The organism is uncultured Maribacter sp. (genome assembly GCF_963974015.1).
GTDB lineage: Bacteria > Bacteroidota > Bacteroidia > Flavobacteriales > Flavobacteriaceae > Maribacter.
Window position 1 is genome coordinate 93911 of sequence record NZ_CAXBBZ010000002.1, and the last position, 25768, is coordinate 119678.

The 25768-nt window shown below is 34.0% G+C and carries 19 protein-coding genes; 12 read left to right on the forward strand and 7 right to left on the reverse strand.

What is annotated here, in order from left to right:
* Positions 1 to 129 precede the first annotated feature (129 nt).
* Entirely contained in the window at positions 130 to 534 is a 405-nt protein-coding gene (locus tag AACZ41_RS04890) for a hotdog domain-containing protein (RefSeq protein WP_339627195.1), read from the forward strand.
* On the opposite strand, the gene AACZ41_RS04895 is transcribed toward AACZ41_RS04890, so the two are convergent.
* The gene (locus AACZ41_RS04895) at positions 531 to 1820 is read right to left on the reverse strand and encodes a dipeptidase (RefSeq protein ID WP_339627197.1); all 1290 of its coding nucleotides are present in this window, start codon (positions 1818 to 1820) and stop codon (positions 531 to 533) included. The two genes, AACZ41_RS04890 and AACZ41_RS04895, sit on opposite strands and share 4 nt — an antisense overlap.
* A 143-nt stretch (positions 1821 to 1963) precedes the next feature.
* Here AACZ41_RS04895 and AACZ41_RS04900 point away from each other — a divergent pair, with 143 nt between their 5' ends.
* From AACZ41_RS04900 to AACZ41_RS04925, 6 genes are read left to right on the forward strand one after another with little or no spacing between them, the layout of a single operon-like run.
* Positions 1964 to 3724 (forward strand): ATP-binding protein, encoded by a 1761-nt coding sequence (locus AACZ41_RS04900; RefSeq protein ID WP_339627199.1) that lies wholly within the window; start codon positions 1964 to 1966, stop codon positions 3722 to 3724.
* Between the two features lies 1 nt (position 3725).
* Entirely contained in the window at positions 3726 to 4094 is a 369-nt protein-coding gene (locus tag AACZ41_RS04905; RefSeq protein ID WP_339627201.1) for a response regulator transcription factor, read from the forward strand.
* Between the two features lie 13 nt (positions 4095 to 4107).
* On the forward strand, positions 4108 to 6435 hold the full coding sequence (locus AACZ41_RS04910; protein ID WP_339627203.1) for a hypothetical protein: 2328 nt from the start codon (positions 4108 to 4110) through the stop codon (positions 6433 to 6435).
* Entirely contained in the window at positions 6428 to 7858 is a 1431-nt protein-coding gene (locus tag AACZ41_RS04915) for a glycosyltransferase (protein WP_339627205.1), read from the forward strand. The genes AACZ41_RS04910 and AACZ41_RS04915 overlap by 8 nt, the downstream gene beginning before the upstream one ends.
* A gap of 8 nt (positions 7859 to 7866) precedes the next feature.
* The gene (locus AACZ41_RS04920; RefSeq protein ID WP_339627207.1) at positions 7867 to 10248 is read left to right on the forward strand and encodes a sulfatase-like hydrolase/transferase; all 2382 of its coding nucleotides are present in this window, start codon (positions 7867 to 7869) and stop codon (positions 10246 to 10248) included.
* Positions 10248 to 11585, forward strand: a complete 1338-nt coding sequence (locus AACZ41_RS04925; protein WP_339627209.1) for a YaiO family outer membrane beta-barrel protein — start codon at positions 10248 to 10250, stop codon at positions 11583 to 11585. Before AACZ41_RS04920 ends, AACZ41_RS04925 begins: the two co-directional genes overlap by 1 nt.
* 50 nt (positions 11586 to 11635) lie before the next feature.
* Here the strand turns inward: AACZ41_RS04925 and AACZ41_RS04930 are convergent, their stop codons facing one another.
* Both AACZ41_RS04930 and AACZ41_RS04935 read right to left on the reverse strand, forming a co-directional pair.
* Positions 11636 to 12847 carry a hypothetical protein gene (locus AACZ41_RS04930; RefSeq protein WP_339627211.1) on the reverse strand — a complete coding sequence of 404 codons (1212 nt, stop codon included), beginning with the start codon at positions 12845 to 12847 and terminating at the stop codon, positions 11636 to 11638.
* 863 nt (positions 12848 to 13710) lie between these two features.
* Positions 13711 to 14574 (reverse strand): RNA polymerase sigma factor RpoD/SigA, encoded by an 864-nt coding sequence (locus tag AACZ41_RS04935; RefSeq protein ID WP_079513021.1) that lies wholly within the window; start codon positions 14572 to 14574, stop codon positions 13711 to 13713.
* 172 nt (positions 14575 to 14746) lie between these two features.
* On the opposite strand from AACZ41_RS04935, the gene AACZ41_RS04940 reads away from it, so the two are divergent.
* The 5 genes from AACZ41_RS04940 (at position 14747) to AACZ41_RS04960 (ending at position 21693) form a co-directional block, all read left to right on the forward strand.
* Positions 14747 to 15256: a DUF6155 family protein gene (locus AACZ41_RS04940; RefSeq protein WP_339627217.1), complete on the forward strand. Its 510-nt coding sequence runs from the start codon at positions 14747 to 14749 to the stop codon at positions 15254 to 15256.
* Positions 15257 to 15259: 3 nt separating this feature from the next.
* On the forward strand, positions 15260 to 16189 hold the full coding sequence (locus tag AACZ41_RS04945; RefSeq protein WP_339627219.1) for a glyoxylate/hydroxypyruvate reductase A: 930 nt from the start codon (positions 15260 to 15262) through the stop codon (positions 16187 to 16189).
* Between the two features lie 97 nt (positions 16190 to 16286).
* Positions 16287 to 17798: a DEAD/DEAH box helicase gene (locus AACZ41_RS04950; RefSeq protein WP_339627221.1), complete on the forward strand. Its 1512-nt coding sequence runs from the start codon at positions 16287 to 16289 to the stop codon at positions 17796 to 17798.
* Between the two features lie 219 nt (positions 17799 to 18017).
* Positions 18018 to 20228: a hypothetical protein gene (locus tag AACZ41_RS04955; RefSeq protein ID WP_339627223.1), complete on the forward strand. Its 2211-nt coding sequence runs from the start codon at positions 18018 to 18020 to the stop codon at positions 20226 to 20228.
* Between the two features lie 301 nt (positions 20229 to 20529).
* Positions 20530 to 21693, forward strand: coding sequence for a glycosyltransferase (locus AACZ41_RS04960; RefSeq protein WP_339627225.1), 1164 nt, complete (start codon positions 20530 to 20532; stop codon positions 21691 to 21693).
* Between the two features lie 186 nt (positions 21694 to 21879).
* Here the strand turns inward: AACZ41_RS04960 and AACZ41_RS04965 are convergent, their stop codons facing one another.
* The 4 genes from AACZ41_RS04965 to AACZ41_RS04980 form a co-directional block, all read right to left on the reverse strand.
* On the reverse strand, positions 21880 to 23064 hold the full coding sequence (locus AACZ41_RS04965; protein ID WP_339627226.1) for an MFS transporter: 1185 nt from the start codon (positions 23062 to 23064) through the stop codon (positions 21880 to 21882).
* Positions 23065 to 23468: 404 nt separating this feature from the next.
* Complete coding sequence (locus tag AACZ41_RS04970) at positions 23469 to 24023, reverse strand: hypothetical protein (RefSeq protein WP_339627227.1); 555 nt, start codon at positions 24021 to 24023, stop codon at positions 23469 to 23471.
* 108 nt (positions 24024 to 24131) lie between these two features.
* On the reverse strand, positions 24132 to 24896 hold the full coding sequence (locus AACZ41_RS04975) for an SDR family oxidoreductase (RefSeq protein ID WP_339627228.1): 765 nt from the start codon (positions 24894 to 24896) through the stop codon (positions 24132 to 24134).
* A gap of 114 nt (positions 24897 to 25010) precedes the next feature.
* Positions 25011 to 25739 carry a phosphatase PAP2 family protein gene (locus tag AACZ41_RS04980; RefSeq protein ID WP_339627230.1) on the reverse strand — a complete coding sequence of 243 codons (729 nt, stop codon included), beginning with the start codon at positions 25737 to 25739 and terminating at the stop codon, positions 25011 to 25013.
* Positions 25740 to 25768 lie beyond the last annotated feature (29 nt).

The window sequence follows — 25768 nt, forward strand, 5'->3', positions numbered from 1 at the left end:
TTATCAAAATGGAACTAAACGATTATACAATCAATGGCATTGATAAATCGATAAGGCTTATTCTAAAAAGTAGTATACTTTTTAATATTCGGTATAACTTTGTATTCTATATTTTCAAAATTTAAGACTATGAGATTTCATACTAGAAAATTAGTTAAGCCTGGAGATTTAAATTCAAATGGAACTTTATTTGGTGGCAGGTTGTTGGCTTGGATAGATGAGGAAGCTGCATTATACACCATAGTTCAACTTGAAAATGGGAAAATTGTTACAAAGTATATGTCAGAAATAAATTTCATGAGTGCTGCCAAGCAAGGTGACGTAATTGAGATTGGCATTGAGGTTGTAAAGTTTGGCAAAACATCGTTAACGTTGAATTGTGAGGTTCGTAATAAAATGAACCATGAAACCATCGTTACCGTTGATAACATCATTATGGTGAACTTGGGTGAAAATGGAAAGCCAACACCACATGGCAAAACTAAAATTGAATTTGTAAAGGATCGATTAGCCGCTTTAGGGGATATAGATTAACTATTTAGCATTTTTTTTGCTACGGCCTGTACCTCATCGAGTACCCTTAATAAGTTACCGCCCCATAATTTGGCAATTTCTTCTTGGGTATAACCACGTTCAACGAGTTCTAAGGTTACATTAAAAGTTTCTGATGCGTCATTCCAACCTTCGATTCCTCCACCGCCATCAAAATCTGAACTTATACCTACATGGTCGATACCGATTAATTTGACCATGTAATCTATATGGTCAACAAAATCGGAAACATTAACCTCTGAGGGTGTATCCGACTTATCTTTTACTAGTTCTTTGCCAACTTTAAGTACTTTAGAATAATTCTCCATAAAGCTCTCCTTTTGTGCATCAGTTAAACTCGAAAATTGTGAACGCTCATACCAATCTATGCCCAATGAATCTGCTACTTGCTGATAAATTGATTTCATATATGCCGCTCTGGCTTCGTGTTTTTCAGTATTTAAATAGGAGCTAAATGCAACTGTTTGGACAACCCCGCCATTCTCTTTCATCATTATTAATTGTTCATCATCTAGGTTTCTACTATGATTACATAAAGCTCTAGCAGAAGAGTGTGATGCAATTATCGGTGCTTTAGAAAGTGAAATCATTTGCTTCATCGCTTCTTTTGATGGGTGTGAAACATCAATCATGATTCCTAGTCTATTCATCTCATTTACAGCTTCTTTTCCTAATTCACTTAACCCATTATGTAACCATTTGTCATCTGCCTCACCTGTATTTGAATCACAAAACTGACTATGACCATTGTGAGCTAACGAAATATATCGTGCTCCCAAATCGAAGTAGGTCTTAAACTGGCTCATGTCGGTACCTATTGGGTACGCATTTTCTACTCCGATCATTGCCACTTTCTTACCAGAGGCTATAATTTCCCTGACATCTGCAGAAGTCAATGCCAGACCTATTTGGGCTGGTGCTAATTCCTCACAAAGCTTATGAATTGCTTCAAATTTTTGTATGGCATTTTCTCTTGCTTTTGCATAACCAGCCTCTGTGAGTGTATCTTGACCTGTATAAACAATCAACCAAGAAACATCTAAACCACCCTCTCTCATTTTTGGTAAGTTTACCTGAGTTTCTAGGTTTTGGGTGTAGTTAATACTATCGGTAAAGTTATTGACATTGATGTCGTTATGCGTATCAATTGTAATAACATCTTCATGTATTCTTTTTGCTTTGTCAAGCGTGGTTTCTGTTACTTTTTCTTTCTTTTCTGCACAAGAGACTGCCAATAAAAAACAAAATAAATAGATAAACTGCTTCATTAGATAGTTTTAGACCTACAATTTAAGGGTATTCACAACAAATAACCAACCCTTGAAAACATTTTATTGTTGTCACGTATTTAATGGCGCATTTTTAAAAACTCTAAAAACATTCTAGAGAAATAATTAAAGAATAGAATTTTATGTCCATCACTAAAACTGCAGGTTTACTTGATCAATTATCTCAGCTAGAGCGCTCGGTAAGTGATTTCTCTTTTGAGGAATTAAGTGTTAATGAAGCCAAGGAGTTAAAGAATTCTTTTAACAGTTTTAAATCTAGTTTAGAAAGGCAAATTTATTCTCCAAATCAAAATAGTGATTCTCTTAAAAAAGAGCCACTTATGGTTTTTGATAAACAAGAAGTATCACAAAAAGAATTCATTACCCATGTGAGTCATGAAATACGAACTCCATTAAGCAGTATAATTGGTTTTGCAAACCTACTTAAGGAAGAAAGACTAACTACGAGTCAGCAAAAAAAAGTTGAAGCTATTCAGTTTGCTTCCAATACATTGTTAAAGCTAATCAATGAAGTTTTAGACTATTCAAAAATATCTTCTGGTAATACAAGTTTTGAATCTATAGATTTTAAACTACATAGTTTACTTAATGATGTTATGTTCTTGTGTGAGACATTGTTAGTCGATAGTAAAGTAGAACTGATTATTGATATCGATAAGAGTGTTCCTCAGGTAATAAAGGGTGATCCATCAAAACTTTCACAAATAATTTTAAATCTAGTTGGTAACTCCATCAAATTTGTAAATGGAGGATTTATAAAGTTGGATGTTATTGTTAAGGAAGTTAATGAAAATAATTATGTGTTAGAATTTTCTGTTTCTGATACAGGAATTGGTATTTCAAAAGAAAAGATAAATTCTATTTTCGAACGCTATTCGCAAGCTGATAATGACACATACATTAAATATGGTGGTACTGGATTAGGTTTATCTATTACGAAAGAAATTATTGAAAAACAAAATGGTGAAATAGAAATTAGCAGTGTAGTAGGTAAAGGAACTACAGTTTCTTTCACATTACCATTTTCTAAGGGAGATTTAAACAACCTACCAATTGAAAAGACAAATGATTTTGATATTAAGGAAGCGAAGAAGTTATTGGAGGGAACCGAAATTATGGTATTCGAAGATAACTTGATGAATCAACATTTAATATTAGAGCAGTTGACCAAATGGGGCTGTAATGTATATACCAATGTAACCCTTAAAAAAGGTTTGAACATTTTAGCAGCAAAAAAAGTAGACCTGATTCTGATGGATTTAAAGATGCCAAATTTAGACGGATTTGAAATGTCTAAGGTTATTAGGTCAAATGAGAACCCAATTATAAGCAAAACGCCAATTGTAGCTTTTAGTGCTGATTTTACTGAACAAGATGGTAAGGATTGTGAGTCAATAGGTATCAATGATTTTTTATTAAAGCCTTATACCTTAAATGACTTAATGTCAATTATAATAAGTAACAAAAGAGAGAATACCCCAACTGATGAGTTTAAATCAATACTTCAAAAACAAATGATAGAACCAAAGGAAACTACCGTTATTGACCTTAATAGTCTTTTAGATGATTGTTTTGGCGAGCTAGAAATGCTAAATGAACTGATTAAGCTTTTTAAGACTAACGTTCTTGAATTTATGGGAAATGTCAGAATTCATCTAAAAACGGATAATCTAGTAGAAATTGCCTTTTCTGCACATAAGCTTAAGGCTAGTTTTGCTATGCTTAAGGCTAAAGGTATGCGAAACTTAATAGTTGAGTTAGAAGCTAATTGTAAAGCAAATGAACCTGACAAGGTTAAAGAGTTGTACGAATTGTTCCTAAATGATTATCCTTTGTTAGAAAATAACTTGAATATTGATTTAGAAAAATTGAATAAGAAATAATATGGGTAAACGTGTACTATTAGCAGATGATGACCAACTTTTAGCTTCGTTGTTAAACTTCAGGTTAAAAAAGGGTGGTTATGAAGTACACCATTCATTGAACGGTAAGGAGGTTAAAGAATATCTAAAAACTGAAATGCCTGATATCATTGTTAGCGATATCATGATGCCATATTTTTCTGGTATTGAGCTAATTGATTATGTTAGAAACGAATTAAAATCGAATACACCCATAATTATAATTTCATCTGCTGGTAATGAACAAAATGTGTTAAGCGCGTTTGAACTTGGTGCAAATGATTTCATCACGAAGCCTGTAAGTCCAACCGAATTATTAGTTCGTGTAGCAAGAGAAATTAATAAAAAATAAATAAAGAAGTTTGTTGATTCCCCCAAGACAAATAAAAATATCGCTAATTACTGCCCCAGAATTCAATTTGGAATATCTCTGGTGGCTATCCATTTTATTTATGGTATTGGCTTTATTGTATTTTATTGGGATTTTTTTAATCAGAAATCGAATAACCTCTAATAGCGGTCGCACAAAAGATAAAAAGATAGAACTTTCTCCAATGATCAGTGAGTTTCTTTTTTATGAAGACTCTAATAGTAAAGAGGAAAAAATGAACTATTTGAACCTAAAAATTCAGATTAGGGAATTAATCAAAGACAACTTTGATAGAAGCGTTTTAACTGAAGTACTGCTAGATTTGCGAAAAGATTTGTCTGGCCAATCACAAACAGTACTTATTGAGCTTTATAAAGACTTAGGTCTGCATAATGAAGCATTTGAAAAATTAGCGAGCAGAAGATGGCAAATTATTTCAAGTGGAATTCTAGAATTAACCACTATGGAGGTTATGGAATCATATAGTCTGATTATTAAATTTATAAATCATAGGCAAGGTACCGTTCGTAAACAAGCTGAAATAGCGGTCGTAAACCTTAAGGAAGAAGGTATTGGATATTTTCTTGATAATACGAAGTATAAGATTTCGGAATGGCAGCAATTAAAACTTTTGGACGTTCTAAGGCATAAGCCCAATTTTGAGCCACCATCATTTGGTTTGTGGCTTACATCTACCAATATTCATGTTGTACTTTTCTCTTTAAGACTAATTAAATATTATAAACAAAGTGATGCCGAACAATCTATTATTACGCTATTAAAGCATAAAAAGAGAGACATACAAGCAGAGGCAATTGATTGTATTAAGGAGTTCTTATTTGTAAGTGCCTTACCTACATTAAAAATGGTGTATGGCAAAGCTAGCAATGACATAAAGATCGCAATTCTAGATACTATAGGAGAAATAGGTTCAAAATCAGATGTAGAGTTCTTAGAAAAGTTAAAAAAGAAAGAAAGAAATTTTAATATAAAAAGTAAAGTTCTGGGGACGTTAAACAAAATTGACCCTGAAAGTATACTACCTACCAAGAATATATCTAGTTCTGATTATTTCTCAAGTGAAGTTGAGAGTGATAAGGATGTTAATGATGTGCAAGATGATATGGCAAATGAGGTTACTACTCAATCACTAGAAATCATTTCCCAAAATATAAATGAGGTTGTAGAAGAATTGATTGTAGAAGAAGCAAATGAACCAATTATTGATGAACAGATTGTGAGAATTAATTCTGATGAACATTTAGAACTTGCTGAACAAGAAATAAATGAATTAGAATATAAGGTAGATACTAATGTTAGTGAAGAGATAACAAGTTTAGAACAAAGCGTTATTGTTGATTCAATTTCTGAAATCGACTTAAGCTTCTTGCCAAAAGTAGATAATGATAATATTAAGGAAGAAGAAGCTATTAGCACAGATCTTGAAACTGTTCTGGAAGAAGAACGAGTATTGACTTTTGACTTTTTACCATTGATAATTTCTAACCCAAACATTGAAGAGGTTAAAATTAATGATGAAGATAATGACTTTGTCGTCTTGTTTTCTTTAGATGAAGATTTAGAAATAGAACCTATTGAAATTGAAAATCAAATTGATTCATTTCAAGAAAATGTAATTGAGGAAATAGATTGGACAAATGTTTCAGACATTGATTCTAATCAAGATGCTGAAGTCTCAAAGGAGCAATTAATATCATTTGAAAACGATACCGTTACTTTTTCTGCCAATTTTATGTTGCAGGATGAACTTGACACGATGGTACTGTTAGAGAACATTGCAGAAATGGGTGATTGCAGAGAATTACCGATGCTTCAAGAATTACTAGCTGAAAATACCTCACCATTAATTTTAGACCGAACAAATGAATTGATACAAAGGTTCTTATATCAATCACCTCGTCCTAATGAATTATTCTCATCAAAGAATGATTTAGCAGAAAGTGTTTTTACTGAAGTGTATAATCATTCAGATAAGGAAACTAAGCTAATATTGTTACAAGAGATTAAAAGAATCGGTGATAAAAAAGAAATTCAATTATTGGAATCCATAATTAATACCGAATCAAAAACTTTAGCTAAATCTGCTAATGCGGTATTAAAACATATTAAATCACAGATAGTTGTAGCTAATGTAGAAGAAATTAATACTGTTGAAAATAATAACCCGCTATTCAATGTAGATTTTGAATTATGCCTGAGTGAGGCTTCCAAAAGAATGATGAAATCGAACGAGAATGGTTCTACAATATTTGACCAACTATGCTCCATGTCCAACACCTTATATAATAAGATAAATGGATAGTGAACTGTTTGGCATTGTACTAGAATACATCAATTTTGTATTCTTTCTGTTTACCATGATATTATTTATCATGTTTTCTGCTATGGCATATTTTTCCACAAAAAACTCTATTCATTATAGAAATAAAAACAGCTTTACGGATATTTCGAAAATCATGGCTTCTCCTTTAGCACCAACAATTACTATAATTGCTCCCGCCTATAATGAAGGCCTGACCATTGTTGAAAATATTAGATCATTATTGTCATTACAATATGTGAATTATGATGTTATGGTGGTAAATGATGGAAGTAAAGATGATACTTTACAAAAACTAAAGAATGCTTACGACTTGGTGAGAATCGACACCGAAATGGATCCTAATTGGAAATCGAAACCGGTAAAAGCTATATATAAGTCTAAAAACATGGCCTTCTCTAAGTTGACTGTAGTCGATAAATTGAATGGAGGTAAATCGGATGCCTTAAATGCGGGGATTTCCTTGTCTACGAGTAAGTATGTTGGTTGTATAGATGTTGATTGTTTACTTCAACCAGACGCCTTATTGCATGTGGTAAAATCGTTCTTTCAAAGGTCTAAGAAACGTGTTATTGCTGTAGGTGGTGTAATACGAGTAGCTAATTCGTGTATAATAGCAGGCGGACAATTAGAAGAAATTAAATTGCCTTCAAATTGGTTGGCTCGATTTCAATTATTAGAATATACCCGTTCCTTTATTTTAGGAAGAATGGCTTGGGGTAGAATTGATAGTTTATTAATTATATCTGGTGCATTCGGATTTTTTGAACGGGAAATAGCCTTAGCTGTTGGGGGGTATGATACTAAAACAGTAGGGGAGGATATGGAAATAGTTTTTAAAATGCGTAGATATATGCATGAACGAAAAGAACCATATACCATAGAATATATTCCTGATCCTTTATGCTGGACAGAAGTTCCTGAGGACTTGAAAATTCTTGTGAACCAAAGAGATCGTTGGGCCCGTGGTAATCTAGAAACCTTGTTCAAACATAAAGACATGCTATTCAATTCAAAATTCGGTAGGTTAGGTTTGTTAAGTTATCCTTATTGGTTTTTCTATGAATGGCTTTCTCCGTTATTAGAGTTTTTTGGCTTTTTCACGGTTATATTATTTGCATACCTAGGTATCCTTAATTGGGAGTTCTTTTTAATGATAACCTTAGCGATCTACTTATTCTCTATAATGATTTCGTTTTATGCCATTCTTTGGGATGTATACTCGTACAATCAATATAGGCAAACAAAAGATATTTTAATATTAATGGGTCTAGCCTTGTTAGAGCCCTTCATATTCCATCCAATAGTAGTTTATGCTGCTGTTAGAGGAAATTATAAAAAATTATTTAATGTAAAATCTGGTTGGGGATCTCAAGTAAGAAAAGGTTTTGCTAAAGCAACTTAAATCAAAGAATGAACACGAGTACAATAGATAGATATACATTAAAGCAATACACTAGGCTTATGATATCCTTTTTTGGATGTTTGCTGGTATTGACACTTTTTCAATATGGCGTTCTATATTATAAAGGGGTGTTAGATAGTATTTTCTCTATAAGCTTGTTGAAAGCCATTGTTCATCAAATAGGGTTCACGGCGATAACAGGGATTATTATGGTTTTTCCTTTCAATTTTTGGGAGAACTTAAGATCCAAATATGGATTTAATCTTGTTTTTGCCTTGCTAAGCTTCATATTGATTATTGAAGCTATGCTAACCGGGTATTATTGTACCACTTTGGTTCCATTAGGTTCAGATTTATTGGGTTATAGTTATTCAGACATGAAAATAACTATAGCCAACTCCGGCGGATTCATGATTTCTGTTTATTTATTTATCGGTGTTGTAATCTTGATTAGTCTTTTCTTAGGTTTATATAGGGTTACCTCGAAAGTCTATCATCGAATCAGTAAAATGTATCCTTTTACTATTGTATTATTCAGCTTGTTTGTAGCATCTTTATTTACCGATGGTAAACCAATCAATCAGAACAAAACACAGTATCTGGTAGTTAACCTATATAGCAGTAGTACTGAAGACAATTCATATACTTCTACCGAAGAATATCCTTTGGTGAAAAAGCCAAATATTGAAAACGTATTGGGGGAATATTTTACCCTAAAAGAACAAAAGCCTAATATCGTTTTTATAATGGTAGAAGGTCTTGGTAGAGATTTCGTTGGTGAAGGTGCCGAATATGGTGGCTTTACGCCTTATTTAGATTCTTTGACCACTAAATCCTTATACTGGGAAAATTTTTTAAGCAACACTGGTCGAACATTTGGGGTATTACCATCGTTATTGGGATCACTTCCTTTTGGGAAAAGTGGATTTATGGAATTGGAAGAATTTCCTAATAAACTTACCCTATTTAGCGTATTAAAAAATAACGGTTACCACACATCATTTTATCAAGGTACAAATAGCTCTTTCGATAAGGTAGATAGGTTTCTCAATAGTGAGAATGTTGATTTTGTACTTGATAAATCAGGATTCGGAGTTAACTATGAACAGCAGGCAGAAGATGCAGCTGGTTCGTCTTGGGGATATCCCGATAAAGAATTATTCAAAAAAAGTATTAGTCTACCTCGAGAAGAAAATCAACCTAGATTAGAGGTTTATATGACCATTAGTACGCATGAACCTTTTATTCCGCCCAGTCAAGAATACTATGAGCGTGAGGTTGAGACGATTCTTTCAAAAGGTAATTTCGATTCAAGAGTCGAAAAGGTTATAGAGAAAAATGATAATGTATTTGCTACATTGTTATATACCGATGAGGCTATAAAATGGTTTATGGAGGCGTATAGATCACAACCAAATTACGAGAATACTATTTTCATTATTACTGGCGATCACAGGCTCATACCAATTCCGCAACGTAATAACATAAGTCGTTTTCATGTGCCTTTAATTATGTATAGTCCCATGTTAAAGACTACCCGTAAAATGAGTTCGGTTTCATCTCATTTCGATGTTACACCTTCCATTTTAGCATTATTAGGAGATCAATACGAATTAAAAATGCCGAAAAAAGTAGCCTGGATGGGTGGTGCTTTAGATATGCAAACTGCTTTTAGGTCTACCAAGAATATTCCTTTAATGAGAAATAAGAATGAACTGAAAGAGTATTTAAGTGGAGAAAAACTCTATACGGATGGGGATATTATGGCGATAGACGAAAACATGGATATAAGTTCTGCTTTTGGTGGGGGTTCGGTAGAAGCAACTCTTGAAAGATTCAAATCTATTAACCAGTACGTCACTACAGAGAATAAAATAATACCGGATAGTCTTGCCATTTTTACCATTCAGAAAGAAAAATTCACCGATGCAGAAACGATATGGCTAAATAGTGTGTATGATGGTAAAGATTCTGATAAGGGATATTTTAAGGCGAGGGAATTAGCATGGAATAAAAATTGGGACAAAGCGTTATTGTTGTGTCGCTATAATTTATCTGAAGCCCCTAGTCATATTGACACTAAGATTTTAATGGGACGGGTGAATTCGTGGAAAGGTAATCATGACAAAGCCATTGAAATTCTAAAAGAGTGTATTAAAATCAACCCAAATTATATTGATTCTTATGCTGCTTTGTTCGATGTCTACTTTTGGTCAGATAAAACCAAGGAAGCTTTAGAGCTTACAATAACAGTAGAAGAGAATAGTGCCAGTGCCAATGAAATTTCCGAAAAAATTTCACGTGCCCGAAGTCAAGCTAGAAAAGCAAATATTAAAATTAATGAAGTTGCGATTAGTAGTGCAAAAAGTACAGCGGGAATTATAAAATAATGAAAAAAAAACACCTCCATATTGCAATTATCATGTTAATTGCTTGTGTATATAGTGTAAAGGGGCAAGATGTAATTGCTTTGGAACTTAATGCACCAAGCTTTGAAACTGCTTATCAATTGGCGTATGAAGGTAAAAATGCACAGGCAAATCGTATGCTTGGCGTTTTTACCAAAAATAGTCCAGATAATCAAGAGGCAAAATCTTTGCTAGCGAGTACATTTTCTTGGAAAGGCGATTATGATAAAGCACGGTCAGATTTTAATGCAGTACTGTCTAAAAACAAAATGGAAAAAGATGTTTGGATATCTGCTATAAAAAATGAATTGTATGCTAAAAATTACGCTACCGCTTTAGGATTGTCAAATAAGGCTTTAGTTCATATAAAAGAGGATAAAGAACTATTACGATTAAAAGCATTAGCCTTTTCTGGGGTAAATGGATTAGAATATCAGAAAGATGGTTGGTATAATGTAGAGAATAAAATAGTAACCAACTTTAGCACAAACAAAAAAAATAACAACGCCAAGAATGCTTTGGTTGAAAAGACTGAAACCGATAGTACGCTACTTTTAAGAAAGACACCGGTAACCGAAGAAAAGCTGAAGAATAGAATAGCGGTCAATAGTTCCGTTACGGTATTTGATCAACGTTTTGATCCGGTGATTTCTTCAAGTATATCGTACAAGCGCCAAACAAAGTACGGTAGTATTATCCCGAGATTAAATAATAGTAATCGTTTGGATAAAAATGGACTTCAATTCGATATTGACCTATACCCGAAAATTGCAAAAGGATTCTATGCCTATGTAAATTATGGCTATTCTAGTTCAGAACTTTACCCTAACCATAAAGTTGGTGGAGATATTTATTACAATCACAAAAGTGGTTTTGAATTTTCAGGCGGTGGACGATATATTAGTTTTGCAACAAGAAACGTTAAATCGATAACGAACTCTGTAGGTTATTATCGAGGCAATTATTATTTTTCTTTGCGTTCATTTATAACACCTGGTGTCGATGATAAATTAACTAAAGCTTCCGGAAATATATTGGTTAGAAAATATTTAAAAGATGCAGAAAACTATATGGGAGTTAATTTCGGAATCGGATTTTCTCCAGAGTTAAGACAATTTTCTTCGGGAGACCAGATTTTGGCTGAAACTCTACTATATATTGAATCACAACGTTTAAGTTGTGAATATCAGTTTACCAGTAAAAACAGTTTGAGTTCGTATCGAACGAATATCGGAGTTTTGCGCCAAGAACAATCTTTTGATCCAGGTAGTTTCTTTTATTCAATTTCTGCGGGACTTACCTATCAATTCAATTTTTAGATTTAGATACGTTGATTTAGCTAAATAAAATTATTTTCTAGAATTAATTATTATTTAGATGCACTATTAGAATTCATGTCAGATATCCATTTATCGGCATACATACCGTAGATAAGGCCAAATTCGTTGTCCTGTACATATTTTTCGTCTTTGCCTGGGTCAAAATTAACGTTGTAAACATATACCTTAATCCCGGCTTCCTTTAATTGTAACATGAGTTTCTTTTGACTGGCGATAATTCTTCTTGATAGGGCCACATATTTTACATTGTTAACCTTTAGGAAATTAATTTTATCACCCTTAATAGCCATTAAAGGCTCTTGGGAAATCATTGCATGTATACCATGCTGAGATGCTTTCTCAACTGCCATAACACTAAAAAGTTCCATAATTAGACGGTCTTTATCAATGAAAGCCTCGGCAAAGGCAATAGGGTCGTTTACCTTATCTGTTACTAATGTTGCATCTGGGTGTTTTTTGAACCAAGCATTTATACCATCCATATCCATGGTTGTGTAATCTCCATAAATCTTTTGTTTCATGAACTGAGAATGGGTAGGAGGTAAGGTTCCTGTATAATCGGTAAATCGAGCCCACATATTCCAATCATGTGCCGCTACTAATTTTCCATCCGAGGTTTCTATAATATCTAACTCAAAAATGCGGAATCCTTTTTTATAACTCTCATCTAATGCATTTTTAGAATCGGTAGATTTTATTCCGTTTACCTCACCGCCTGCATGAGCAATGTACCTATTATTGTTAGGTGTAAATTCGTAAGTCTCTTTCGGAAAATAAACAACTTCACTTCCTGTTATAGTAGGTACATCTAAGGTCTTTGTAATTGAATTATCATCAACTTGCTCAGTAATAACACCATTTAAATTATGCATGATGTATGCTTGTCGGCCTTTTAGAGTACTTAATTGAATAAACCCTAAGTCGAATAACTGTTTTTCAAACCCTAACAAATTGGCTGCAGCAGAATCATGAGCAAGTATGGCTATTTTAGAATTTGCTATTATCATTTTAGAAAGTGTAGCTAAAAATTCTTCAACCTCTTCTTTACTACCATAGGTGTCATATGTTTTGTACTCTATTTTTTTATCATTTTGAAAATGCAAAATAGTAAGTCCGCGTTCTATGGTTTCCTTTTGCGACAAGAAAGTAAAAGAGCTTCGTTGATGTGTATTAAAACTATGGCTGTTCAGGATCAATTCTTCGGTCACTATTTTTTTAGTATTATAGTGTAAGGGTACCATCGCGCTACTTTTCGCAACACTTCCTAGAAATATGAAAAATAATAGAAGCTTAAATGTTAGGGAATTAGAGTTCATATATGAGTATACATTCATTTTAATTTCATCTTTAGTAAAACAATCAAATAATACCCAGAAAGGTCAACTATGATTGTAAATTGAAAACGAAATTATACGGTTCATATTGTAGCGAGTAATATGATTATAAGGGCTTTTTATAGTGGTTTTAAATTCGTTGAGGTACACAAACACCTGTTCTTACTATATACTAGTTATACCATAATTTAATAATAGTTGTATAGCTGAGGTTTAAATTAGTTTTATCTTATTGGTTTTGCCGATATCGACTAAATACTAAAAAATCAGATAAACTGCACTCCTGGAAAATATAGTAGATATGGAAGTTTAACTAATCGTTTTCGCTAACATACTTTTTTATAGGTTTTACAACAAAAATAAAAAGGTTCACCACATTTAATTGTTGCACCTGTATGTTCCCTATATATTTACTTCAAGATTTATTTACCCAAATCATTTTTAAATTTTAAACCTACAAAAATGCTTTACGACACTTACGGTGAAGAATACTTAGTATTTCTTCAAGATTTAAACGAAATTTTAAGTATCAACGAATTAGTTGAGTTGGACTACATGTAAAAAGGTAACCGAACAAAAACCTAAAAATTAAATTCTCATGGCACATCAAAATCAAGATCATTCATCTTATCAAAATTTTATCCAAGATTTAAATTCAATTCTTGTAAATTTCAATATCAACAAATTGACCTATTCTTAACGTTCAACATTAAGAAAAAAGAAAGCGCCCGTTAATACGGGCGCTTTCTTTTTTCTTACAGTATTTAATTTTATCCTAAATACGTTTTCAATAACTTACTTCTAGATGCATGACGTAATTTACGTATTGCCTTTTCACGTATTTGTCTTACTCGCTCTCTAGTTAAATCGAATGTTTGGCCAATTTCAGCCAAAGTCATTGATTGCTGGTCACCAATACCATAATATAACTTAACGACATCAGCTTCTCTAGGCGATAAAGTATCTAAAGCTCTATTGATTTCGGTATTTAATGATTGTTGTAATAATTGATTATCCGGTCTAGGTGATTCACCTGAACGCAAAACATCATACAAGTTAGAATCTTCACCTTCACGTAAAGGTGCATCCATAGAGACGTGTCTACCTGAATTCTTAAGAGATTGCTTTACCTCAGAAACGGTCATTTCTAATTCTTTAGCAATTTCCTCTGGAGATGGCGGACGCTCATGTGCCTGCTCTAAATATGAAAATGTCTTTTTAATCTTATTGATCGAACCAATTTTGTTCAATGGTAAACGAACTACTCTTGACTGTTCTGCTAAAGCTTGTAGAATAGATTGTCTGATCCACCACACGGCATAGGATATAAATTTAAATCCTCTGGTTTCATCAAATCTTTTTGCTGCTTTAACTAAACCTAAATTTCCTTCGTTTATTAAATCGGGTAATTTAAGACCCTGATTTTGATATTGTTTTGCCACGGAAACAACAAATCTTAAATTTGCTGTAGTTAATTTTTCCAAAGCTGCTTGGCTACCTTCCCTAATCTTCTGCGCTAATTCTACTTCTTCATTCGCAGTAATCAAATCTATTTTACTGATATCTTGCAAGTATTTATCGAGTGATTTTGATTCACGATTCGTTACCTGCTTAATTATCTTTAGTTGCCTCATATGTGTGTATGGAATTTAGAAGTTCTACAAGTTTACAGTATACCACTTATTATTGTCTTTACCAAAGAATCTGCACTATACTTCTACACTATTTATAAGGTTTAACAAAGTATTATGCATTTAGGACTTTAAAGCAGTATAACTTATTTTTGAACTAATACACACATTTTTTATGAGTAAAAGGGCCTTAAAAACATATCTCTCCAAACTACCCAAAAAAGCATTGGAAGAGCAGATAGTAGAGTTATATGAAAAATTCCCTACGGTAAAAACGTATTATGATTTTGCGTTTAATCCGAAAGAGGATAAATTGGTGCAAGACGCAAAGGCTAAAATTTCAAATGAATACTTCCCCTTAAAAAGAAAACGACCGAAAGCAAGACGTTCGGTAGCTCAAAAATTCTTTAAGCATTTCATTAAATTAGGTGTTGACCCACATTTAATAGTAGATGTTATGTGCTTTAACCTCGAAATTGCCCAGACCTTTTCATTGGAGAAAAATGTGCCCGATTCTTTCTTTAGAAGTATGCTGAATTCATTCAATGAAGTGATACAGTTTGCTTCGCTTCATGGTGTACTACCTGAATTTAAAGACCGTATTTTAAAAATATATACAGAAACCCAAAACCAAAAATGGCTTTTTGAAGATGAGTTTTCAAAAGCCTTGGATATTATAGACTAGAATATGGCAGTTGTAATTATTAGACAAGACCACAAAATCGAGCTTTGGAAAAAAGCATTGTTAAAGGCTGACAGCTCATTAGAGGTGTATAGTTTTTTAGAGGATCATCCAAAAGATGAAATTACCATGGCCATCACCTGGAAACATCCTTCTGGTTCACTTTCAGGGTATCCAAATTTAAAGTGTATTGCTTCGGCTGGTGCTGGTGTAGATTATTTATTTGAAGACGCCTCTCGTCCTCAGGATATTCCTATAACTCGTATTGTTGACCCATATTTAGCTAGTGACATGTCTGAACATGTTTTGGCGGTAATTTTGGCCCATCTTAAAAACCTGAACACCTATAAAGCAAAACAAATAGCGAATATTTGGGAGCCAATGGAGTATTTAAGGATAAAAGATGTAACCATTGGTATATTAGGTCTAGGTGAATTAGGTGCGCTTACGGGTACTGATCTTACCAGATATGGGTTTAAGGTTCAAGGGTGGAGCCGTAGTGCTAAAAAAATAAAGAACGTAACTACTTTTTCTGGCCCTGATTCATTGTCTGATTTTCTGGAATCTACCGATGTTTTGGTTTGTTTATTACCGTTAACCCCTGCTACGGAAGGTATTCTGAATAAAGAACTATTATTACAGCTACCTAAAAATGCCTATGTTATCAATGTTGCGAGAGGCGGACATATGGTAGACGAAGATTTGTTGGCGTTGATAGATAACGGACACTTATCCGGGGCTTGTTTAGATGTTTATCATACAGAACCTTTACCCACTTCACATCCGTTTTGGAACCATGATAAAATACACATGACTCCCCATTATGCAAGTGTTTCCGATACCAATTCTGTTATTCCCCAATTAATAGAGAATTATAAACGATTGCAATCTGGTGAAGAACTTCTGAATATGGTAGATATGAACAAGGGATATTAATATTATGTATTTATTTTTTTTATTTCATATACCCATAAAAATCACATAATTTTATAAGGTTTTTGCATTATTAATATAATTAACGCCTACACACCTTTTGAAGCTACAAAAATATAGTACTGAGAAGACCTTATACGATTATCAAGAGGAAGATCTAAATAAAATTTTTAATTATTTAGATGATAATGGCGATAATTCGAACTTATTATACCAATTACCTACGGGTGGTGGTAAAACCGTTGTATTCTCTGAAATTGCAAAGCGTTACATAGAACGCACCAAGAAAAAGGTAGTTGTACTTACCCACCGTATAGAATTGAGTCAACAGACCTCTAAAATGTTAAAGGGGTTTGGGGTAAAGAATAAGATTATTAATAGTGAAGTTAAAGAGTGGCAAGACCAGAACGAGTATATGTGCTTTGTGGCCATGGTCGAAACGTTGAACAACCGACTACAAGAAGAAAAAATAGAAATAAATAATATAGGTCTTGTCATTATTGATGAGGCGCATTATAACTCTTTTCGAAAGCTATTTAAGTTTTTTGAGAACTCCGTAATTCTTGGTGTTACTGCAACTCCGCTTAGTTCAAACATTAAGCTTCCCATGAAAGACAACTATAAAAAGTTGATTGTGGGCGAATCTATTGAATCGTTGATTCAGAAAAAGTTCTTGGCTAAGGCGAATATGTACAATTATGATGTTAGCCTTCAAACTTTAAAATTAGGTATTAGTGGTGATTACACCGTAAAATCTTCTGATGAGCTGTATGGTAACCATAGTATGCTTAATAAGTTGGTAGCGGCTTATAGTGAAATTGCAAAAGGAACGAAAACACTTATTTTTAACAACGGAATAAATACTTCTAGGTATGTCTGCGAAATTTTTAAAAAGGCAGGGTACAATATTCGCCATCTTGATAATAAGAATAACGCATCTGAACGTAAAGAGATTCTGAAATGGTTTAAAGAAACACCAGATGCCATACTGACATCGGTTAGTATTTTAACTACTGGTTTTGATGAGCCTAGTGTTGAAACTATTATTCTAAACCGTGCTACTCGTTCCCTTACCCTTTATTTTCAAATGATTGGTCGTGGATCTCGATACTTGCCCCATAAAGAGAATTTCAACGTTATTGATATGGGTAACAACGTTGCTCGTTTCGGATTGTGGAATGCGGGTATTGATTGGCAGGAGATTTTTCATTTTCCAGATTTCTATCTAGAAAACATCAAGAATGATGAGGAAATTGAACGGGAATTTGTATACGAAATGCCACCTGATTTAAGGGCGGAGTTTGCAAAGTCAACTGAAATTGATTTTGATATTAAAGCTGAATACAAGAAGAGTTTTGCCAATGGTGAGAAATCTAAACTGGTATTGGAGAAAAGTATTGAGCAACATGCAAAAATATGTGTTGAAAATTCTGAAGATGTTTTTGATGCCCGAATTTTGGCAAAAAAGCTGAAAGAAGAAATAAAGTATAGGGTTCGTCAATATTCGTATTGTATCATGAACAATACCAAGAACTACAAAGAGTGGTTAGAGGAAGATTATGAGCGTAAACTACGTTCTAAGATTTCTAAGAAGTTCGCAGCGAAGATGTAAGTTTTATAATGGTGATTGGGCGTAAGTGATGAATAAGAAGCCAAAACTTAATGTTTGTTATCTCGAATAAGGTATTCTTAAATTTTAGGGATAACCTCGTCAATGCTATAATCTCACCTAAATTCTATTACCGAATTTTCAAAAATGACTTAAGGGTTATCAATATTCAATTAAGATGGTTAAATTCATATGCTTAAACCTTAAGAATAAGTACCTCAAATGAAAAACCGGCTTCTCTCATTCATCATTTTATTATCACTTATTTTTTATGGCATAGTCGGTTATCATTTTCTAACAGGGTGGCATCCTATTGTAATGATGCTCATTGGTATTATTTTAGGTATACTAATTAACCTTACCGTTTACGGAATCTTAAACTTACTCGTAAAAGGGTCTCATATAATCCCCGTAAAATCTATCACTGCTATTTCTAGTGGTATTATCGGTTTTATCATTTTAAAAATATTCGGATTTGGTTGGCCAACGCTATTCTATAGTTTGGTTGTTACGCTGGGTATTTTATTTTGCATTTCACTGTATTTGTTTCAACGAAAGAGAACATTGCCATCTAGCTTATTTTTTGGCTTAATGCTAATTGGTGTGGGCTATATTCTATTTGTATTGGCTTCACCTGGTTCTGATCCTTTTGAAAAAGAAGCTCCTTTGGCTTTTTCAGATGACGTTACGTTTCCACCATCCGAAGTATTATTTAAAAACCCTGCTTCTAATGGTTCGTATAAGGTAAAAGCGTTTACATATGGTAGTGGTACTGACGAACAACGAGAAGAATTTGCAACGGGTGTTACCTTTACGACCAACTCTGTAAACGGGAAATGGCTAATACCCGATTGGAAGGATAAAAAGAAAAAATGGCGTGAACGCTATTGGGGCTTCGGAGCCGAAAATTTCCCTTTAAATGGTCGGGTATATATGCCGGACGGTGAAGGGCCTTTTCCGCTAACACTCATTGTACATGGTAATCATAGCATGATCGATTATTCTGATGATGGGTATGGCTATCTGGGTAATCTATTGGCCAGTAGGGGAATTATTGCTGTATCTATTGATGAGAATTTCTTAAACGCTCATTGGTCTGGTGATTTTATGGGTAAAGAAATGCCTGCCAGAGCTTGGTTGCTCTTAAAGCACCTAGAACAATGGAGTAGTTGGAATTCAGAAATAGGTCATGAACTAGCAGGTAAAATTGATATGGAAAATATCATGTTAGTGGGTCATTCTAGAGGTGGAGAGGCAGTGTCTATCGCTGCGGCATATAATAAATTGCCTTACTTTCCTGATGAAGCAAAGGAAAAATTTAATTTTAATTATAACATAAAGGCTGTGGTTGCCCTTGCACCAACAGATTACAGATATAACCGAAAAATCATTTTAAAGGACATTAATTTTTTAAGCATACAAGGCTCGTATGATTCTGATGAAGTCAGTTTTTGGGGTATGCGGCCCTACCGTAGGTTACAGTATACAGATTCTATTTCTAGGTTTAAATCTGGGGTGTATATTCACCATGCCAATCACGGTCAGTTTAACAGTACTTGGGGCAATGCAGATTTTGGTGCTCCATCTAAATGGTTATTGAATCTGGATCCTTTACTTAAAGAAGATCAACAGCAAGAAACCGCCAAAGTTTTTGTAAGTGCTTTTGCAGAAGCAACGCTTAAGAATAAGCAAGAATATCGTACTATTTTTAAGAATGTGGCCGTTGCAAAACAATGGTTGCCTATGGAGCATTATTTAACGCATTTCGAGTCTTCTGATTTAAAATTAATAGCTGATTTTGAGGAAGATTTAGACATTACTACAGCAACGGATAGTACTACGTTACAGGCAACGGATTTAGCATTATGGAAAGAACAGATTTTACCTACGCGTGACGAGAATAGTCAAGAGAATAGCGGGGTTATCTTGGGTTGGGATTATAAAGACCTGAAAAGCTCGGCTAAGAAAGGGGTTTATGAGGTTACCTTGTCCAACGCTGTCAGACCGCTTTTCGTATCAGAATCAAGCTTACAAATTACTTTGGGGGCAGGAAATCATAAGTGGTTAGCTATAAATCTGACGCAAGAGGATATTGAACAAAAAAAGGATGATGAAGAACGAGAAGTCCCTCAATTAGACTTTACCATTTTGTTGACAGATAATCTTGGCCAAACTGCCGCTATTAAAGTGAGTGATATAAAGGGGATTCCTAAGCCCTTAAAAACCCGCTTCACAAAATTCAAATTTTTAGATAAGGATATGATTGGCAATGATTGGGAAATCCAATTACAGACCTATCATTTTCCCTTATCTGTTTTTGCGTCACAGAATCCTAACTTTAGTATGGATCAGTTAAAAAGTCTAAAATTCATATTCGACCAAACTGATTATGGGGTCGTGGTAGTTGATGAGATTGGGGTTAGTGCTTTTTAGGTGGGGGTCATTTGTTAGTATGCCATCCTGAGCGTAGTCAAAAACCTATAGTAACATCAATTCTGCAATTGCTTCGTTGCAAAAAGCTCCTCGCAAAAACCTTTGATCTAATAATTGCGAACTGATATTTGATAGTATTACTAAAATAACAATTTTCATTCATAGCTGAACTCTACTCTCTATCTTTGAAAAAACACCATAGGACATCGAAACAAAAAATACTTTTCAAACAAATAACAAAACCCTCCTAGTAATTGCATTAGTTTGGCCAGAACCTGCTTCAACAGCTGCTGGTGTGCGTATGATACAGTTATTAGATGTATTTAAAAAGCATGGATATGCTATTACCATAGCTTCTGCAGCGTCTAAATCTCAGTTTTCTTTTGATTTTCACTCCTTAGGATTTAAGATGGAGGATATTAAAATGAACGATTGTTCTTTTGATGTTTTCGTAAAAAAATTAAACCCTAGTGTGGTATTGTTCGATAGATTTCTGACCGAAGAACAGTTTGGTTGGCGGGTAGCTGAAAATTGTCCAGATGCACTTCGGATTTTGGATACCGAAGATTTGCATTCGCTTCGTCATGTACGTGAGCAATGTTTTAGAAAGGATATTGAATTTACTACGAACACTTGGTTACAAGATGATAAAACCAAGCGTGAAATTGCTAGCATTTATCGATGTGACCTTTCTTTGATTATCTCAAGTTTTGAATGGGAATTATTAACTGATGTTATAAAAATAGATAAAAGTCTACTATTGTTACTTCCTTTTATGGTAGATGAAATTACCCAAGAAACGAAGTGGAAATCTTTTGAAGACCGAAACGGTTTTATATTCATTGGTGGCGGAAAACATGCCCCTAATATAGATGCCATAAAACTGCTAAAAACTACGATTTGGCCTTTGATACATGCGCAATTACCAGAAGCTAAATTGAATATTTACGGAGCATATTTACCTCAACAGATACTAGAAATGCATAACCCTAAAGAAGGCTTTTTAGTTAAGGGCAGGGCAGAAGATGCTGACGCGGTCATGAAAGCGGCGAAAATATGTTTAGCACCTTTACGATTTGGTGCCGGTGTAAAAGGTAAATTGTTATCTGCTATGCAAAACGGAACACCTAGCGTTACGACCACGGTAGGTGCAGAAGGTATGTACGGTATTTTAGATTGGAACGGATCTATTGAAAATGACCATACTGCATTCGTTGAAGCTGCAGTTCGTTTATATACAGATCCACAGACATGGAAAATGGCCCAAGAACAAGGAAGAACCCTGATCAACACCTTATATTCAAAAATTAGTTTAACCCTTATTTTGGAGCAAAAACTGGAACAGCTTCAAAACGAACTGACAAAGCACCGTACGCAAAATTTTATAGGTAACCTATTACAGTACCAAACCTTGACGGCTACGAAGTTTATGGGGAGATGGATTGAGGAGAAGAATAAGGGGTAGTTGGGGTTTCGTTATCGGTTTGTGTATGAAACGTAGCGTGTAAAAAGACGCTAACTTTTCGGATAAACACAGAGCCGAATTTTTATATTTTGTTTTTAACTTATCAATCTTAAAAGCCAAATTTAAAAATTTGGCGGTCTTCTCAAATACACAAAAACTTCTAGAAAAGCCTGTAATAGCTATGGTTTATATACGGTGTTGGCGGTAGTTTTTATTTAAAACTCTTTTATTTAGGTCCATATTCATATAAATTTTTATGGCTAAAACTATGATCAAAAACCAGATCAAAGATGAAAATCCTATATATGAAGCAAGTTTTCCAAAGGCAAACGGCATTAATGTAATTCCAGTGTAGGCGGAAGCCATTTGCAAACCCATAATCGATTCCGAATTTGTTTCTCCAAAATTGTGAGGAGTATTATGCAATAAGCTTGGGAATATAGGAGCACAACCAAAACCTATAAGGAAGAAGCCTGGTAAGATGGTGGCTTGAAATGGTAATATCAGGGTGAATATCCCTAATAAGATCAATCCCTGCCCTATTTTAACCAAAGTTTGATTGTCCAGTTTTAATGAAACGAAGCCAGAAATGAATCTCCCAATTGTAATGCCTGCATAGTATATTGCCACAAATTTTGCTGCATCCTCAGCCTTAAGATCCCTTACCAAAACAAGGTAACTCGCACCCCATAGACCAAAGGTTGCTTCAATCGTACAATAGCAAAAGAAAACGGTCAAGGCTGATTTGATACCAGGTATCGAAAGTAGTTTTATTAAGGATAACTTAGATTTTGAATCGTCGGGTTCGTCTTGATTTTTCTGTTTTCTGACCCATAATGGAATAGACAATAGCAATATAAAGACCAACCCCATTTGAATCCATCCTACCGTATTATATCCGTTTGTCCATGATTGCCCCATTGTTAAATATCTTGCCATTAGGATAGGACCAATTGCGGCCCCAACGCCCCAAAAACAGTGCAACCAGTTCATGTGAATCGCCCTAAAGTGGAGGGCCACATAATTATTCAACGCCACGTCCACACATCCGGCACCTAAACCCAAAGGAATAGATAGCAAGCAGATAAAAATGAAATTTTCCGAATGTGCGAACCCTAAAAGGGCAAGAGCGGTCATAAGAACACTTATGGTCGTTATGGTTGCAACACCGAAACGTTGTATTAACCTTCCACTAAATAAACTGGATATAACGGTTCCCGAAGCGACAATCATTGATATAATACCGGCAAAATGTATTGGTACGTTTAAGCTTTTGAACATTGAAGGCCAACCCGAACCAAGCAGTGAATCTGGTAATCCGAGGCTTATGAACGCCAGATAAATAACCAGCAATAACAATCTTTTCTTCATAGTTTTGATTTCTGTTTTTGTCACACATGAATTTTTCAAATTACCGCCAACAGTGAGCTAAAAGAAGTTTTAAATCCTTTTAGCGGATGATAACGAAGTTCGTTTTTTCCAATATTGAAAGCAAATACTTACAAAGAGACTTGCAAGAAGTTATTAACGAAAAACAATCGAGGCATTACAAAATAAAAATATTGAAACTATATAGATAAAGGCTTTACTTGGATTTTGCTAAGTTTCATTCACTTAAAAAGTTTGAAGTTGAGTTGTAAATGAATTGAGATGAAGAATAGGGGGTATTTTAATTAGGTAAATACCCTTGCTTTAGAAATTAACCATTTTGTTTAAAATACGGGCTAAAAAAACGATATGTAATTATTAACGTGTTTTTTAATAAATAATCGGTATTAATTATTACTATGTATTACTTCGTTTAAAGGTCGTTTATATGACTTATAAACATCGAGCATTTGTAAGAATGGTTGAATAGTGAAGGTAAAGGGTTTATTTCCATCAAAAATATAATAATTACCTACCAGTTGTCCGTCATTCGATGTTATATTGTCATTAGGGATGTGATTTATTGAAAATTGATTTTTTTCTGCATCATACCAAATACCCAATTTACGTAAATCTTTTTCATTGGAATAGGTAAGAGATAAATGTGGCTGTATGGAATCATTATCTATTATTCGAAAGGATATATTTTTTTCAGAAAAATCTTCAAGATCATTCGACCAACCAGTTTTTTGCTCATTCCACTTAGTAATTTTATTCCATTGCTCTGACACAAGAATAGTGTCCTTTTCTAACTGAACGATAGCGAATAGATTATTCTGTATAATTTCTATTTTATGCTCTTTAGGGTAAACCGTAACTACAGTTTCATTAGCAGCTATTAGACCATCTTCCATTCCGAAAAAAGAACCTAAAAGGAAAAATACTATTTTAATTTGTTCCATAAAATTTATGTAATTGTGTTTCTTTTAAGCTTATGCTATTATTCTTTCAAACAAGGAATCGAAATTACTGCAGAATCTAAAATTATGAATTTTGTTCATTTGTTAGAATTAAAGCATAATACCACCAGAGGCCTCGATACGTTGACCATTGATCCAACGAGCGTCTTCTGTACATAAAAAGGCAACAATACCACCAATGTCTTCGGGTTCACCAACACGGCCCAATGCTGTGTTTTGACTTATTAAAGCTCTCTTTTTATCATTATCCTTATTCTCACCGCCACCGAAATCGGTTGCAACCGCACCAGGGGCAACGACATTGGCTCTTATTTTTCTATCGCCTAATTCTTTTGCCAAATATCTAGTAAATACATCAACGGCACCTTTCATACTTGCGTATGCGGACGAACCAGGTAATGAAAAACGGGCGAGTCCAGAAGATATATTAATAATTCCGCCACCATCGGATAGTAATGGAACTGCTTGTTGACTCAGAAAATATACTCCCTTGATATGAATATTCATCATCTCATCAAAATCACTTTCCGTAGTTTCCAGAAAGGGTTTGTAAATTCCGGTTCCGGCATTGTTTATTAAATAATCGAAAGATTCTGTATTATACTTTTGCTTTAAATAGGAAGATATCCCTTCAAAAAATGCTTTAAATCCTGAAGTATCACTTGTATCCAATTGAAAAGCAACTGCTTGTTGCCGAAGATTTTTAATTTCGGCTACCACATCGTCAGCTGCCTCTTTGTTAGCGTGATAGGTCAATATTACATCTAAACCTTTTTTAGCTATACTTAGCGCCATATTTTTACCTAATCCGCGACCACCGCCCGTTACCAATGCAATTTTGTTTGAAGACATCATTCAATTAAGGTTTATTATTTTTAACGTAGCAATATTTTCAGACTAAAAGTAGCAAAACCCCTAAATGAAACATCTTTGACGACGTTATTTTTATATTAAAATTACTGTTGAACATTAGGTTTTTGGATCTCGTCTAAAAAGTTCAATTAAGTCGAAAACCAACACACAGAAAACGATCCAGATGAAACCGGCAATGAAACCACCAGCAACATCCGATGGAAAATGTACTCCTAAATATATTCGACTAATACCAATACTTAAAACCAAAACTACCAAAATAACAATCAATAAAAACTTAGTTACCTTATGAGTATTGAATTTAGTGACGAGAAAGATCAAAAATCCATAAAAAGCCATGGCACTCATGGCATGTCCGCTGGGGTAACTAAGGGTTTCAACTGAAACTAAGTGTTCTATACCTGGTCGTGCACGATCAATAAATCGTTTTAACATCATATTTGAAATTGTTGCCAATGCGAGTACTAATGTTGCTTGGGCAACATATTTCCAACGTTTTATTACGAATAGAGAAACGAGAAAGAACATACCTAAAACAATTAAATACCCATAAGTATCTCCTACATTGGTAACAAATTTGAAGTAAGAAGTTAGGGTAGGTGTGCGATACGAAATTATGTAATCGGTTATAGCCGTATCATAACTAGCCAAAATTTCTGTTTTTAGGGTCTCGGTAAGTTCTATAAACAAATTTATACCTCCAACAACCACAATTAAAGCAATAATCACGGTAATTAAATACGGTAACGTGGTGTTGTATTGATTTAATTTATCTGCCAAAATTCGGCGAATGGTTTTAATAAAAGAAGAAAGAATTTGTCTCATATTTAGAATACTAATGAAAGCCCCAAACT

What these genes read in the sequence shown, in the direction of transcription:
- AACZ41_RS04975 (WP_339627228.1), bottom strand. Translation starts at nt 24,896, where the DNA reads ATGATGTCTTCAAACAAAATTGCATTGGTAACGGGCGGTGGTCGCGGA.
- AACZ41_RS04970 (WP_339627227.1), bottom strand. Translation starts at nt 24,023, where the DNA reads ATGGAACAAATTAAAATAGTATTTTTCCTTTTAGGTTCTTTTTTCGGA.
- AACZ41_RS04915 (WP_339627205.1), top strand. Translation starts at nt 6,428, where the DNA reads ATGGATAGTGAACTGTTTGGCATTGTACTAGAATACATCAATTTTGTA.
- AACZ41_RS04980 (WP_339627230.1), bottom strand. Translation starts at nt 25,739, where the DNA reads ATGAGACAAATTCTTTCTTCTTTTATTAAAACCATTCGCCGAATTTTG.
- AACZ41_RS04955 (WP_339627223.1), top strand. Translation starts at nt 18,018, where the DNA reads ATGAAAAACCGGCTTCTCTCATTCATCATTTTATTATCACTTATTTTT.
- AACZ41_RS04905 (WP_339627201.1), top strand. Translation starts at nt 3,726, where the DNA reads ATGGGTAAACGTGTACTATTAGCAGATGATGACCAACTTTTAGCTTCG.
- AACZ41_RS04945 (WP_339627219.1), top strand. Translation starts at nt 15,260, where the DNA reads ATGGCAGTTGTAATTATTAGACAAGACCACAAAATCGAGCTTTGGAAA.
- AACZ41_RS04900 (WP_339627199.1), top strand. Translation starts at nt 1,964, where the DNA reads ATGTCCATCACTAAAACTGCAGGTTTACTTGATCAATTATCTCAGCTA.
- AACZ41_RS04965 (WP_339627226.1), bottom strand. Translation starts at nt 23,064, where the DNA reads ATGAAGAAAAGATTGTTATTGCTGGTTATTTATCTGGCGTTCATAAGC.
- AACZ41_RS04925 (WP_339627209.1), top strand. Translation starts at nt 10,248, where the DNA reads ATGAAAAAAAAACACCTCCATATTGCAATTATCATGTTAATTGCTTGT.
- AACZ41_RS04960 (WP_339627225.1), top strand. Translation starts at nt 20,530, where the DNA reads ATGATACAGTTATTAGATGTATTTAAAAAGCATGGATATGCTATTACC.
- AACZ41_RS04930 (WP_339627211.1), bottom strand. Translation starts at nt 12,847, where the DNA reads ATGGTACCCTTACACTATAATACTAAAAAAATAGTGACCGAAGAATTG.
- AACZ41_RS04890 (WP_339627195.1), top strand. Translation starts at nt 130, where the DNA reads ATGAGATTTCATACTAGAAAATTAGTTAAGCCTGGAGATTTAAATTCA.
- AACZ41_RS04920 (WP_339627207.1), top strand. Translation starts at nt 7,867, where the DNA reads ATGAACACGAGTACAATAGATAGATATACATTAAAGCAATACACTAGG.
- AACZ41_RS04895 (WP_339627197.1), bottom strand. Translation starts at nt 1,820, where the DNA reads ATGAAGCAGTTTATCTATTTATTTTGTTTTTTATTGGCAGTCTCTTGT.
- AACZ41_RS04935 (WP_079513021.1), bottom strand. Translation starts at nt 14,574, where the DNA reads ATGAGGCAACTAAAGATAATTAAGCAGGTAACGAATCGTGAATCAAAA.
- AACZ41_RS04940 (WP_339627217.1), top strand. Translation starts at nt 14,747, where the DNA reads ATGAGTAAAAGGGCCTTAAAAACATATCTCTCCAAACTACCCAAAAAA.